Origin of the sequence: Kitasatospora sp. NPDC048365 (assembly GCF_043200835.1) — a bacterium.
Taxonomy (GTDB): Bacteria; Actinomycetota; Actinomycetes; order Streptomycetales; family Streptomycetaceae; genus Kitasatospora; species Kitasatospora terrestris.
In genome coordinates this window covers 169,680-183,600 of the sequence record NZ_JBICYJ010000015.1, presented here as the reverse complement: position 1 = coordinate 183,600, position 13,921 = coordinate 169,680, and the positions used below count along the sequence as shown (strand labels likewise).

The 13,921-nt window shown below is 73.6% G+C and carries 10 protein-coding genes; all 10 read left to right on the top strand.

The annotated features are described in order from the left end of the window. Nucleotides 1-169 precede the first annotated feature (169 nt). The 10 genes from ACGFX4_RS17950 (at nucleotide 170) to ACGFX4_RS17905 (ending at nucleotide 13,796) form a co-directional block, all read left to right on the top strand. Complete coding sequence (locus ACGFX4_RS17950) at nucleotides 170-2,098, top strand: TIGR03960 family B12-binding radical SAM protein (RefSeq protein ID WP_393074852.1); 1,929 nt, start codon at nucleotides 170-172, stop codon at nucleotides 2,096-2,098. Nucleotides 2,099-2,177: 79 nt separating this feature from the next. Beyond that, on the top strand, nucleotides 2,178-3,497 hold the full coding sequence (locus tag ACGFX4_RS17945; protein ID WP_393074850.1) for a hypothetical protein: 1,320 nt from the start codon (nucleotides 2,178-2,180) through the stop codon (nucleotides 3,495-3,497). Between the two features lie 151 nt (nucleotides 3,498-3,648). Further along, a complete protein-coding gene (locus ACGFX4_RS17940) occupies nucleotides 3,649-4,413 on the top strand; it encodes a TIGR03936 family radical SAM-associated protein (RefSeq protein ID WP_393074847.1) in 765 nt (254 codons plus the stop codon). 350 nt (nucleotides 4,414-4,763) lie between these two features. Next, complete coding sequence (locus tag ACGFX4_RS17935; protein WP_393074844.1) at nucleotides 4,764-8,222, top strand: ribonuclease E/G; 3,459 nt, start codon at nucleotides 4,764-4,766, stop codon at nucleotides 8,220-8,222. A gap of 221 nt (nucleotides 8,223-8,443) precedes the next feature. Beyond that, nucleotides 8,444-8,761, top strand: a complete 318-nt coding sequence (gene rplU, locus ACGFX4_RS17930) for a 50S ribosomal protein L21 (RefSeq protein WP_253798267.1) — start codon at nucleotides 8,444-8,446, stop codon at nucleotides 8,759-8,761. Nucleotides 8,762-8,775: 14 nt separating this feature from the next. After that, nucleotides 8,776-9,033: a 50S ribosomal protein L27 gene (rpmA, locus tag ACGFX4_RS17925; protein ID WP_345697040.1), complete on the top strand. Its 258-nt coding sequence runs from the start codon at nucleotides 8,776-8,778 to the stop codon at nucleotides 9,031-9,033. A gap of 98 nt (nucleotides 9,034-9,131) precedes the next feature. Further along, the gene (gene obgE, locus ACGFX4_RS17920; protein ID WP_393074839.1) at nucleotides 9,132-10,604 is read left to right on the top strand and encodes a GTPase ObgE; all 1,473 of its coding nucleotides are present in this window, start codon (nucleotides 9,132-9,134) and stop codon (nucleotides 10,602-10,604) included. Nucleotides 10,605-10,708: 104 nt separating this feature from the next. Next, nucleotides 10,709-11,845 carry a glutamate 5-kinase gene (gene proB / locus ACGFX4_RS17915; RefSeq protein ID WP_393074836.1) on the top strand — a complete coding sequence of 379 codons (1,137 nt, stop codon included), beginning with the start codon at nucleotides 10,709-10,711 and terminating at the stop codon, nucleotides 11,843-11,845. A gap of 65 nt (nucleotides 11,846-11,910) precedes the next feature. Continuing rightward, on the top strand, nucleotides 11,911-12,429 hold the full coding sequence (locus ACGFX4_RS17910; RefSeq protein ID WP_393074833.1) for a hypothetical protein: 519 nt from the start codon (nucleotides 11,911-11,913) through the stop codon (nucleotides 12,427-12,429). Between the two features lie 62 nt (nucleotides 12,430-12,491). Continuing rightward, nucleotides 12,492-13,796, top strand: a complete 1,305-nt coding sequence (locus ACGFX4_RS17905; RefSeq protein WP_393074830.1) for a glutamate-5-semialdehyde dehydrogenase — start codon at nucleotides 12,492-12,494, stop codon at nucleotides 13,794-13,796. The last annotated feature ends 125 nt before the right edge of the window (nucleotides 13,797-13,921 follow it).

Below are 13,921 nucleotides of genomic sequence, written 5' to 3'. Positions count from 1 at the left end.
GGCCCCCCGCCCCCCCCCCCCCCGCCGCCGGCGGCGCCCGGGCGCCCCCCCGCCCCCCCCCCCCCCCGGGCCCCCCGCCCCGCGGGGGGGGGGGCGCCCCCCCCCCCGGGGCTCTCCGCTTCGGCTACTCTTGAGGGTCACCTGTTTTCTCCGAAAAAGGTCCTTGCGCATGACTGTCGAATCGGTCTTCCCACGCCTGGAGGCCCTCCTCCCGCACGTCCAGAAGCCGATCCAGTACGTAGGTGGCGAGCTCAACTCGACCGTCAAGGACTGGGACGCCTGTGACGTCCGCTGGGCGCTGATGTACCCGGACGCGTACGAGGTCGGCCTGCCCAACCAGGGCACCATGATCCTCTACGAGGTGCTGAACGAGCGCGAGGGCGTGCTCGCCGAGCGCACCTACAGCGTCTGGCCGGACCTGGAAGCGCTGATGCGCGAGCACGGCGTCCCGCAGTTCACGGTGGACGCGCACCGCCCGGTCGCCGCCTTCGACGTGTTCGGGCTCTCCTTCTCCACCGAGCTCGGCTACACCAACATGCTGACCGCGCTCGACCTGGCGGGTATCCCGCTGGAGGCGAAGGACCGCACCGTCGACCACCCGGTCGTGCTGGCCGGCGGCCACGCCGCGTTCAACCCCGAGCCGATCGCCGACTTCATCGACGCCGCCGTGATCGGCGACGGCGAGCAGGCCGTACTGGACATCACCGAGATCGTCCGCGCCTGGAAGGCCGAGGGCCGCCCCGGCGGCCGCGACGAGCTGCTGCTGCGCCTGGCGAAGACCGGCGGCGTGTACATCCCGCGCTTCTACGACGTCGAGTACCTGGCCGACGGCCGGATCGGCCGCGTGGTGCCGAACCGTCCGGGCGTGCCGTGGCGGGTCTCCAAGCACACCGTGATGGACCTCGACGAGTGGCCCTACCCGAAGCAGCCGCTGGTCCCGCTCGCCGAGACCGTCCACGAGCGGATGTCGGTGGAGATCTTCCGCGGCTGCACCCGCGGCTGCCGTTTCTGCCAGGCCGGCATGATCACGCGTCCCGTCCGGGAGCGAAGCATCACCGGCATCGGCGAGATGGTCGAGAAGGGCCTCAAGGCGACCGGCTTCGAGGAGGTCGGCCTGCTCTCGCTCTCCTCCGCCGACCACAGCGAGATCGCCGACATCACCAAGGGCCTGGCCGACCGCTACGCCGAGGACAAGGTCGGCCTCTCGCTGCCGTCCACCCGGGTCGACGCCTTCAACATCGACCTGGCCAACGAGCTGTCCCGCAACGGCCGCCGCTCCGGTCTGACCTTCGCCCCCGAAGGCGGCTCCGAGCGGATCCGCAAGGTGATCAACAAGATGGTGTCCGAGGAGGACCTCATCAACACGGTCGGCGCCGCCTACGGCAACGGCTGGCGCCAGGTGAAGCTGTACTTCATGTGCGGCCTGCCCACCGAGACCGACGAGGACGTGCTGCAGATCGGCACCATGGCGAAGAACGTCATCGCCAAGGGCCGCGAGGTCACCGGCACCAACGACATCCGCTGCACCGTCTCCATCGGCGGGTTCGTGCCCAAGCCGCACACCCCGTTCCAGTGGGCCCCGCAGCTGTCCGCCGAGGCCACCGACGAGCGCCTCGCCAAGCTGCGCGACTCGATCCGCGGCGACCGCAAGTTCGGCAAGAACATCGGCTTCCGCTACCACGACGGCAAGCCCGGCATCGTCGAGGGCCTGCTCTCCCGCGGCGACCGCCGGATCGGCGCCGTCATCCGCGCCGTGTACGAGGACGGCGGCCGCTTCGACGGCTGGCGCGAGTACTTCTCCTACGACCGCTGGATGGCCTCCGCCGAGAAGGGCCTGGCCGGCACCGGCGTCGACGTCGACTGGTACACCACCCGCGAGCGCACCTACGAGGAGGTGCTGCCCTGGGACCACCTGGACAGCGGCCTCGACAAGGACTGGCTCTGGGAGGACTGGCAGGACGCCCTGGAGGAGGTCGAGGTCGAGGACTGCCGCTGGACCCCGTGCTTCGACTGCGGCGTCTGTCCGCAGATGGACACCCACATTCAGGTCGGCCCCACCGGCAAGAAGCTGCTGCCGCTGACCGTGGTCAACTCGTAATACCACGCCGCAACCTGACGGCCCCTTCCCGGCGTTCTCGCTGGAGAAGGGGCCGTCGGCATGATCGGGGGGACTTGCTGTGGTGCAACTGGAGAAGCCGCCGCCGGCTGTGGGGGACACCGCGCTCACCGTCGCGGTGCGCTGGACCGCCCGCGTGGTGGCGCTGACCGTCGTGGTGCCCGTCCGCTTCGGCTGGGAGCTGCTGGTCGCCGCCACCCGCGCCACCGGCCGCGGCCTCGCCGTCGTCGTCGAACACCTGGTGGTCCGTCCGCTCGCCGCCGTCGGCCGCCACGTCCTGGCACCCGCCGCGCGGGCACTCGGCCGGATGCTGGCGTGGTGCGGGCGGTACCTGATCGCCGCGCCGCTGGCGTGGTGCTGGCGGTACCTGGTGGCCGTGCCGGCGGTCTGGCTGTACCGCCACGTGCTGACGCCGGTCGGGCGGGCGCTGGCCTGGCTGGGGACCGCTCTGCTGGTCCGGCTCCCGGTGGCCCTGTACCGGCATGTGCTGACGCCCGCCGGGCGGGCGCTGTGGTGGCTGCTTTCCGGGCTCGGCCGGGTACTGGCGTGGTGCGGGCGGTACCTGGTGGCCGTGCCGCTGGCGTGGTGCGGGCGGTACCTGGTGGCGGTGCCGGCGGTCTGGCTGTACCGGTCCGTGCTGACGCCGGTCGGGCACGCCCTGCGGTGGCTGGCCATCGGCATCGGCGTCGCGCTCGCCGTGCTCGGCCGGTACCTGCTGCTCACCCCGCTGCGCTGGGTCGGCCTCGGGCTGGTCGCGCTCGGGCGGGCCGCCGGCTGGGTCGGCCGCCGGGTGCTGACGCCGCTCGGCCACGCGCTGCGCCGACTGGTGCTGACCGGCGGGGCGGCCCTGCTCCACTACCTGCTGGTCGTCCCCGCCCGGGCCGGGTACCGCTACCTGCTGACCCCGCTCGGCCACGGGCTGAGGTGGCTGCTGGGGTCGGGCGTCCCACTGGCGGTCAGGTACCTGCTGGTGGTGCCGCTGCGGTGGCTGGTGCGGTACCTGCTGGTGCTGCCCGTGCAGGCGCTCCACCGGTACCTGCTGACGCCGCTCGGGCACGCCCTGGGGTGGCTGGCGCGCACGGCGCTGCCGGCGCTCTGGCACCACCTGGTGGTCGTCCCGCTGTCCGCCGCGTACCGGTGGCTGCTGCTGCCGCTGTGGCGCTGGGTGCTGTATCCGCCGCTGCGGCTGCTGGGCCGGGTGCTGCGCTGGGCGTGGCGGGTGGCCGGCCGGCTGTGGCGGGCCGCGGTCCTGCGGCCCTGCCGGTGGCTGCGCCGCGAGGTGTGGTGGCCGGCCAAGGCGGAGCTGCGCGCGGTGCGCCTGGCGGTCCGGGACGCGGTCCGCAAGGTGCTGCGCGACGTCCGCGGGGGACTGTCCGGCTGACCCGGGCGGCGCGGGCGGGGGTTACGGGCGCGTACCCTTTGACGTGACAGAGTCCGGCCGGAGCCAGTTGTGCGAGGCCGGCGGGACAACTGACTAAGGACTGAGCGCCCTGGCACGCCGCACGCCCGACGGTCCGCCGCCCGCGCCGACGGTGCAGCGGATCCGTCTCCGCTACACCAAGCGAGGCCGTCTGCGCTTCACCAGCCACCGCGACTTCCAGCGGGCGTTCGAGCGTGCGCTCCGCCGCTCGAGCGTCCCGATGGCCTACTCGGCGGGCTTCACCCCGCACCCGAAGGTCTCGTACGCCAACGCCGCCCCGACCGGTGTGGCCAGCGAGGCCGAGTACCTGGAGATCGGCCTCGCCGCGCACCGCGACCCGGAGCTGCTGCGCAAGCAGCTCGACGAGTCGCTGCCGCCCGGCCTGGACATCACCGAGGCCGTCGAGGTCCGCACCGCCAACTTCGTCGAGCGCCTGGAGGCGTCCGAGTGGCAGCTGCGCCTGGCCGGCGTGGAGCCCGCCGAGGCGGCTGCCGCGGTGGCGACCTTCCTGGCCGCCGAGACCGTCGAGGTCCAGCGGATGACCAAGAACGGGCTGCGCACCTTCGACGCCCGTGGCGCGGTCGCCGCGTTCGAGGTTGACTCCACGCAGGTGGGGAATGGTAACGACACCGGCACGGAGAGTGGCAGTGATGTTCGGACGGCCACTCCCTGTGCGATACTGCGGCTGGTAGTACGACATGCCACACCTGCCGTACGACCCGACGACGTTTTGTCCGGTCTCCGTGCGACGGCCGACCTGGCGCCGCCGGTCCCCGCTGAGGTGACCAGGCTGGCGCAGGGGCCGCTCGACGAGGAGTCCGGCACGGTGACCGACCCGCTGGCGCTCGACCGCGCCGCGGCCCCGGCCGGCCAGTAGGGCCGCCAGCCGCGCGCATCTGCCGTCCGCCGAGTGGGCGGGAGCGCAGGCCCGAACTTTCCGGGCCTGCGGCTCCCCGGCCCCCGCGGCTCCCCAGGGGAGCGAGCGTCGTCGCGCGGTCCGAGCCCCCAGTGGCCCGGCCTTGACAACTAGAAGACTGGTCAGACCAGAAGACTTTCGACACCCCGCATCCCGCGGGGCGCCGAGCGAGACTACGAGCCCCTGTGCGGCCTCGCGTCCGCGCGGCGGCACCGGACGAGTCGGCCCGCCCTCACTGAGGCCGACCGGATCGACCGTGCCGAGCCGTGCCTGGATGCGGAGCCCGGGGGCCTGACGGGAGATCCACCCGCATGCTCGAGAACACCGAACCGCAGTCCGCTGCGGGCGACCACACCAACGATGCCGACGGCGGCACCTCCGCCGCTCCGCCGCGTCGCCGCCGCCGGGCCGTGTCCCGGCCCGCCGGCGCGCCGCAGGGCGCGGCCACCGAGGCCGCCGAGACGGTGCTGCCCGCCGAGACCCAGGCGCCGGCCGAGCCGGCCGCCCCGGTGACGGAGGCCCCGGCGGCCGAGGCCGCCGAGAAGCCGGTCCGTGCCCGGCGCACCCGCAAGCGCGCCGAGGCACCGGCCGGTGCGCCGGAGACCGCCGCCGCGGTCGAGGAGCCCGCCGCCGCCCCGGCCGAGGCCGCCGTCGAGGCGTCGGCCGAGGCCGAGGAGAAGCCGGTCCGCGCCCGCCGTACCCGCAAGCGCGCCACCGCCGCCGAGCAGTCGCCGGCCGCCGAGGCGCCGGCCGAGGCCGTCGTCGAGCCGCAGGCCGTCGCGGAGCCCGTCGAGGCCCCCGCGGAGGCGTCGGCCGAGGCCGAGGAGAAGCCGGTCCGCGCCCGCCGTACCCGCAAGCGCGCCACCGCCCCCGCGCAGTCCCCGGCGGCCGAGCCGGAGACCGTCGTCGCCGAGCCGGAGCCGGTGGCCGTCGAGGCCGAGGCTGCCGAGGAGGAGGCCGAGGAGCCGGAGGCGGTCGAGGAGGCCGTCGCCGAGCCGGCGCCCGAGCCCACCGGCCGGGTCCGCCGCCGTGCCGTGCGCCCGTCCACCGCGATCTTCCAGGCGCCGGTCTTCCAGGAGCCCGCGCCGTTCACCGCGCCCACCAAGGCCGCGCCCGCCAAGGCCGCGCCCGCCAAGGCCGCGCCCGTGAAGGCCGCGCCCGTGAAGGCCGCCGCCCAGGCGGAGCCGGAGCCGCAGGCCGAGCAGGACGAGGAGTTCGAGTACAGCGGCGTCGGCCGCCGCCGCCGGGTCCGCACCGCGGTCCGGGTGCAGCCCAAGTCCCGGCCGAAGCCCGAGCCGGTCGCCGTTCAGGCGCCCGTTCAGGCGCCCGTCCAGGCGCCCGTCGAGGAGCCCGAGGAGGTCGAGGCGCCCGCCGCGGCCGGCCCGGAGGCCGAGGACGAGTGGGAGGACGGCCGTCCGTCCCGCCGCCGCCGTCGTGGTGGCCGTCGCCGCCGCCGCGGTGAGGCCGAGGAGCCGGAGGCCGTCGAGGCCGAGGCCGCCGGCACCGCCGACGCGGAGGCCGCCGAGGAGCCCGAGACCGACGAGGACGAGGGCGACGAGGACGACCTGGCCGCCGGCCTGTCCTCCTCGCGCCGCCGTCGCCGCCGTCGCCGCCGCAGCGGCGAGGGTGCCGCCGAGCCGGTGGAGACCACCGAGGACGGCGTCCGCACGGTGGTGAAGGTGCGCGAGCCGCGCCGCCGCTCCACCGAGCCCGCCTTCGACCCGGACGAGGTGCAGTCCATCAAGGGCTCCACCCGCCTGGAGGCCAAGAAGCAGCGCCGCCGCGAGGGCCGCGAGCTGGGCCGCCGCCGGGTGCCGATCATCACCGAGGCCGAGTTCCTGGCCCGCCGCGAGTCGGTCGAGCGGGTGATGGTGGTCCGCCAGAACGGCGCCCGCACCCAGATCGGCGTCCTCGAGGACGGCGTGCTGGTCGAGCACTACGTCAACAAGGAGCAGGCCACCTCGTACGTCGGCAACGTCTACCTGGGCAAGGTCCAGAACGTGCTGCCGTCGATGGAGGCCGCCTTCGTCGACATCGGCAAGGGCCGCAACGCGGTGCTGTACGCCGGTGAGGTCAACTTCGGCGCGATGGGCCACGGCGGACCGCGCCGGATCGAGTCGGTGCTGAAGTCCGGCCAGTCCGTGCTGGTCCAGGTCTCCAAGGACCCGATCGGCCACAAGGGCGCCCGCCTGACCAGCCAGATCTCCCTCCCCGGCCGCTACCTGGTCTACGTGCCCGAGGGCTCGATGACCGGCATCTCCCGCAAGCTGCCGGAGAACGAGCGCGCCCGCCTGAAGCAGATCCTCAAGAAGATCGTCCCGGACGACGCGGGCGTCATCGTGCGCACCGCCGCCGAGGGAGCCAGCGAGGACGAGCTCACCCGCGACGTGCAGCGCCTGCAGGCGCAGTGGGAGGAGATCCAGAAGAAGGCCGCGAGCGGCAACGCCCCGGCGCTGCTGTACGGCGAGCCGGACATGACCGTCCGGGTCGTCCGCGACATCTTCAACGAGGACTTCACCAAGGTCATCGTCTCCGGCGCCGACGCCTGGAGCACCATCCACGAGTACGTGTCCAACGTGGCCCCGGACCTCACCGAGCGGCTGCAGAAGTGGACCTCGGACGTGGACGTGTTCGCCACGTACCGGATCGACGAGCAGCTGATGAAGGCGCTGGACCGCAAGGTCTGGCTGCCCTCGGGCGGCTCGCTGGTGATCGACCGGACCGAGGCGATGATCGTCGTCGACGTCAACACCGGCAAGTTCGTCGGCCAGGGCGGCAACCTCGAGGAGACCGTCACCCGCAACAACATCGAGGCGGCCGAGGAGATCGTCCGCCAGCTGCGGCTGCGCGACCTCGGCGGCATCATCGTGATCGACTTCATCGACATGGTGCTCGAGTCCAACCGCGACCTGGTGCTCCGCCGCCTGCTGGAGTGCCTGGGCCGCGACCGGACCAAGCACCAGGTGGCCGAGGTCACCTCGCTGGGCCTGGTCCAGATGACCCGCAAGCGGGTCGGCCAGGGCCTGCTGGAGTCCTTCTCCGAGCCGTGCGTGCACTGCAACGGCCGCGGCGTGATCGTCCACATGGACCAGCCGCACGTCCACGCGGGCGGCGGCCAGGCCGCGGCGGCCGGCGAGGGCACCAGCTCCAAGCGCCGCCGTCGGGGCAAGGGCGGGGCCGCGCAGGCCGAGTCCGAGGCCGTGACGGTCGAGACCGAGGTCGAGGAGCTCGCCGAGGCCGTGGAGGCCGTCGAGGCCGCCGTGGAGGCGGTCGAGGAGGCTGCCGAGCAGCTGGGCGCCGTCACCGCGGAGCCGGTCGAGGCCGTGGCCGAGGCCGTCGTGGAGACCGCTGTCGAGGCCGCTCCGGCGGCGCCGGCCGGGCGCCCGCGCCGGCGGGCCGTGCGCAAGGCGACCGCTCCGGCGGGTGCGCCCGGCGAGGCCGAGATCGTGGTGCTGCAGAACCGCGCCGAGGCGGCCCTGGAGGCCGCGCTGAGCGCCGCCGAGACGGTTCCCGCCGAGGAGGCCGAGCCGGAGGCGGTGGCGGTCGCGGAGGAGTCGGACGCCGCCGGGACCGAGGCCGAGGCCGAGGAGGAGGCGCCCGCGCCGAAGAAGCGGGCCACCCGCAAGACCGCGGCGAAGAAGACCGTGGCGGCGAAGAAGACCGCCGCCACCGCCGCCAAGAAGACCACCGCCCGCAAGACCGCCACCAAGCGGACCAGCGCGGCGGCCAAGAAGGCCGCGGCCGCCGAAGGTGACGGCGCAGCCGAGTGACGCCCCTGGTGCGGGGCGGGCTTGCGAGCCCGCCCCGCACCGGGTAGGGCCCGGTTTGCCCCAAGGGTGACCGGTCCGTATTCTTGACCCTCGGCGTGTCTACGCCATTGCTCCCGAGCATCTCACCTCCCGCACCCTCCGGGGAGCGGGGGAGGCCCCTGTGTCCGTACCCAGGCGGCTGGCATCTGGAGCTCCGACCGAGTTGGGAAAGTAGGTACCGCATGTACGCGATCGTTCGCGCAGGCGGCCGCCAGCACAAGGTCGCCGTCGGCGACGTGCTGGAGATTGACCGCATCGACGCAAAGCCGGGTGACTCGGTCGAGCTGTCGACCATCCTGGTCGTCGACGGTGACGCTGTCACCTCCGACCCGTGGGTGCTCGGCGGCGTGAAGGCGCACGCCGAGGTGGTCGACCAGACCAAGGGCGAGAAGCTCGTCATCCTCCGCTACAAGAACAAGACGGGCTACCGCCGCCGTCAGGGCCACCGCCAGAAGCACACCGCGGTGCGCATCACCAGCATCGACTCGGTCAGCAAGTAAGGGGATAACGAGAAATGGCACACAAGAAGGGCGCAAGCTCTACCCGCAACGGCCGTGACTCGAACGCCCAGCGCCTCGGCGTGAAGCGCTTCGGCGGCCAGGTCGTCAGCGCCGGCGAGATCATCGTCCGCCAGCGTGGCACCCACTTCCACCCGGGCGCCAACGTCGGCCGTGGCGGCGACGACACCCTGTTCGCGCTGACCGCCGGTGCCGTGGAGTTCGGCACCCGCCGCGGCCGCAAGGTCGTCAACATCGTGGCCGTCGAGGCCTGAGTCAGCTAGGACTCAATGGAGGGTGGGCCGGATTATCCGGCTCACCCTTCATGCTTTACCGCAGGACCGACATTTTTCTTCGTACTGGAGGCACCCCCATGACCACCTTCGTGGACCGCGTCGAGCTGCACGTCGCCGCGGGTAACGGAGGCCACGGCTGCGCCTCCGTGCACCGGGAGAAGTTCAAGCCGCTCGGCGGCCCCGACGGGGGCAACGGCGGCGGCGGCGGCAGCGTCATCCTGACCGTCGACTCCCAGATCACCACCCTGCTCGAGTACCACCACTCGCCCAAGCGCAAGGCCGGCAACGGCAAGCCCGGCGCGGGCGGCAACCGGACCGGCGCGGAAGGCGGCGACCTGGTCCTGCCGGTGCCGGACGGCACCGTGGTGCTCGACCGCAAGGGCAACGTGCTCGCCGACCTGGTCGGCCACGGCACCAGCTTCGTCGCCGCCCAGGGCGGCCGCGGCGGCCTCGGCAACGCGGCGCTCGCCTCCGCCCGCCGCAAGGCCCCCGGCTTCGCGCTGCTCGGCGAGCCCGGCGAGTCCGGCGACATCGTGATGGAGCTCAAGTCCGTCGCCGACGTCGCCCTGGTGGGCTACCCGAGCGCCGGCAAGTCCTCGCTGATCTCCGTGCTGTCCGCCGCCAAGCCGAAGATCGCCGACTACCCGTTCACCACCCTGATCCCCAACCTCGGTGTGGTGACCGCCGGTTCGACCGTCTACACGATCGCCGACGTGCCCGGCCTGATCCCCGGCGCCAGCCAGGGCAAGGGTCTCGGCCTGGAGTTCCTGCGGCACGTGGAGCGCTGCGAGGTGCTGGTGCACGTCCTGGACTGCGCCACCCTGGAGCCGGGCCGCGACCCGCTCACCGACCTGGAGACCATCGAGGACGAGCTCGCCCAGTACGGCGGCCTGGAGGACCGGCCGCGACTGGTCGCCCTCAACAAGGTCGACGTGCCGGACGGCCAGGACATCGCCGACCTGACCCGGGCCTCCCTGGAGGAGCGCGGCTACCGCGTCTTCGAGGTCTCCGCACTCGCCCACAAGGGCCTGCGCGAGCTGAGCTTCGCGCTCGCCGAGATCGTCTCGCAGGCCCGCGCCGCCAAGCCGGTCGAGGAGTCGACCCGGATCGTCATCCGGCCGACCGCCGTCGACGACGCCGGGTTCACCATCGAGGAGGAGGACGGCGCGTACCGCATCCGCGGCTCCAAGCCGGAGCGCTGGGTGCGCCAGACCGACTTCTCCAACGACGAGGCCGTCGGCTACCTCGCCGACCGGCTCGCCCGCCTCGGCGTCGAGGAGAAGCTGTGGAAGGTCGGCGCGCACGAGGGTGACACCGTCATCATCGGCCCCGACGAGAACGCCGTGGTCTTCGACTGGGAGCCGACCATGGCCGCCGGCGCGGAGATGCTCGGCCGCCGCGGCGAGGACCACCGCTTCGAGAACCCCCGGCCGGCGGTCGACCGCCGCCGCGAGAAGCAGAAGGGCCGCGACGCCGCGGAGCGCGAGTACCTCGCCTTCGAGGCGCTCAGCTCGGGCCGCGAGGCCATCGAGGGCGACGACGAGGACTGACCGGAACGGGCGGCCTGCCGTTCGCCCACTGAAACCCGGTCTCTGGTGACCCTTCGCATCGCGTAGATTGCCCCCGTGCAACGTCGTGCGAAGGGTCACAGCTGATGGCGGATCAGACACTGCGGGAGGAAGTCCTCGCGGCTCGGCGGATCGTCGTCAAGGTCGGCTCCTCCTCGCTCACCACCGCGGCCGGCGGCCTGGACGCCGACCGGGTGGACGCGCTGGTGGACACCCTCGCCAAGGTGCGCAACCGGCCGGACGCACCCGAGGTGGTGCTGGTCTCCTCCGGCGCCATCGCGGCCGGCCTGGCCCCGCTCGGGCTGGACCGGCGCCCCAGCGACCTGGCCCGGCAGCAGGCCGCGGCGAGCGTCGGCCAGGGCCTGCTGGTGGCCCGCTACACCGCCTCGTTCGCGCGCTACGGCCTGCGGGTCGGCCAGGTGCTGCTGACCGCCGAGGACGCCAGCCGGCGGGCGCACTACCGCAACGCGTACCGCACGCTGGACCAGCTGCTGACGATGGGCGCGATGCCGATCGTCAACGAGAACGACACCGTCGCCACCGCCGAAATCAGGTTCGGTGACAACGACCGGCTGGCCGCGCTGGTGGCCCACCTGGTCCGCGCCGACCTGCTGGTGCTGCTGTCCGACGTGGACGGCCTGTACGACGGCGACCCGAGCAAGCCCGGCACCAGCAGGATCGACCTGGTGAGCGGCCCCGAGGACATCGCGCACGTGGAGATCGGCAGCGCCGGCAAGGCGGGCGTCGGTACCGGCGGCATGGTCACCAAGGTCGAGGCGGCCCGGATCGCGACCGGCGCCGGCATCCCGGTGGTGCTGACCGCCGCCAGCCACGCGGCCGACGCGCTGGCCGGGCGCCGGACCGGCACGCTGTTCCGGCGCACCGGCAGCCGCTCCGCGGACCGGCTGCTCTGGCTGGAGCACGCGTCCACCCCGCGCGGCGCGCTGACCCTGGACGACGGCGCGGTGGCGGCCGTGCTGCACGGTGGCGCGTCGCTGCTGCCCGCCGGGGTGACCAAGGTGGACGGGGACTTCGCCGCGGGCGATCCCGTCGACCTTCTTGGCGAAAACGGTCACATCGTCGCCCGCGGACTGGTCAACTTTGATGCGAGGGAGCTGCCCCGGCTGCTCGGCCGCTCCACCCGGGAACTCGCCCAGGAGCTCGGCGCCGCGTACGAGCGTGAGGTCGTGCACCGGGACGACCTGGTCGTCCTGCGCGGCTGACGGGGGTGGCTACGGGCGGGCCGTTCGGGCCCGTGGACGCGACACCGCTGAACAGGAGGCCGCTGGTGGGACGCAGGCGGGAGGAAGCGCTGCCCGAGCGGGCGGCCGTCGGTCAGCGACGGCTCACCAGCATCACCGGCGGCCGGTCCGCCGAGCCGGACGGCGGCACGGTCCGGGAGCGCACCGCACGGCCGTCCGAGGCACGGGCGGACGGGCCCGACGACGAGGGGGCGGAGCGCGAGCAGGGGCGGCTGTGGCACGTGGTGCTCAGCGTCGCCGGGCGGGTGACGCCGCTCGCCGAGCTGCGGGCGGGGCTGGAGCGGCTGGCGCACGACCACTCGTTCTTCCTGACCGCGCGCTACGCGGCCGACCACGCGGAGATCCGCTACTGGGAGGAGGCGCGGGACCTGCACGACGCGGCGGCGATCGCGCTGCGGCTGTGGGGCGAGCACAAGGTCTCGGCCGGCCTCCCGCCGTGGGAGATCGTCGGCCTGGAGGTGGTCGACCGGGCCACCTACCACCAGCGCGTCGCGGAGGGCTTCGGCGACCCGCCCCCGCAGCTGGGCAGCGTCCAGCCGTACTGACCGGGTGACCGTCTGCTGAAACGGTTGGCGGCCTGTGGGGGCGTACTCGCTACCCTTGCCGCATGAGCGATCTCTCCGTTGCCGACAGCCCCGTCCTCGCCACCGCGCGCCGTGCCCGGGAGGCGGCCGCCGTGCTCGCCCCGCTGCCGCGCAGTGTCAAGGACGCTGCGCTGGTGGCGATCGCCGACGCGCTGGTGGCGCGGAGCGCGGAGATCACCGCGGCCAACGCCGAGGACGTGGCGCGGGCCCGCGAGGCGGGCACCGCGGAGTCGGTGATCGACCGGCTGACCCTGAACGAGGAGCGGATCGCGGCCATCGCCGACGACGTCCGCAAGGTGGTCGGCCTGCCCGACCCGGTCGGCGAGGTGGTCCGCGGGTACACGCTGCCCAACGGGCTGGACGTGCGCCAGGTGCGGGTGCCGCTCGGCGTGGTCGGGATCATCTACGAGGCCCGCCCGAACGTGACGGTCGACGCGGCGGCGCTCTGCCTGAAGTCGGGCAACGCGGTGCTGCTGCGCGGCTCGGCCTCGGCGTACCGGTCGAACACCGCGCTGGTGGAGGTGCTGCGCGCCGCGGTGGCCTCCGCGGGCGTGCCGGCCGACGCGGTGCAGCTGGTGCCGGGCGAGAGCCGGGACTCGGTGCAGGAGCTGATGCGGGCCCGCGGCCTGGTGGACGTGCTGATCCCGCGCGGCGGCGCCTCGCTGATCCGCACCGTGGTGGAGGGTTCCACCGTCCCGGTGATCGAGACCGGCACCGGCAACTGCCACGTGTACGTGGACGCGCAGGCGGACCTGGCGATGGCGGTCGGCATCCTGCTGAACTCCAAGGCGCAGCGGGTGAGCGTGTGCAACGCCGCCGAGACGCTGCTGGTCCACCAGGACGTCGCGGACGCGTTCCTGCCGTTGGCGCTCGCCGCGCTGGCCGGGGTGGGCGTGACGGTGCACGGCGACGACGCGGTGCTGAAGGCGGCCGAGGGCACCGGGGCGTCGGTGGTGCCGGCGACGGACGAGGACTGGGCGGCGGAGTACCTGTCGTACGACATCGCCGCGGCCGTGGTGCCCTCGCTGGACGAGGCGGTGGCGCACATCCGGCGCTGGACCTCGGGGCACACCGAGGCGATCGTGACCACCTCGCAGGCGGCGGCGCGCCGCTTCACGCAGCTGGTGGACTCGACGACGGTCGCGGTCAACGCCTCGACCCGGTTCACCGACGGGGGTGAGTTCGGCTTCGGCGCGGAGATCGGGATCTCCACCCAGAAGCTGCACGCGCGCGGCCCGATGGGCCTGCCGGAGCTGACCTCGACCAAGTACATCGTGACTGGTGACGGCCATGTCCGCGGTGAGGCGACGCAGACCGTCGGGGGCTGACCCGGCTCCGCCCGGGTGCCGTACGAGTGCTGAACGGGTGCTGAACGGCCCAATCGGTGCACCCGGGTGACGGAGCAACTGCGGGGAGCCACAGACAAATCGTCCGCCCGGTAATACGCTGAATC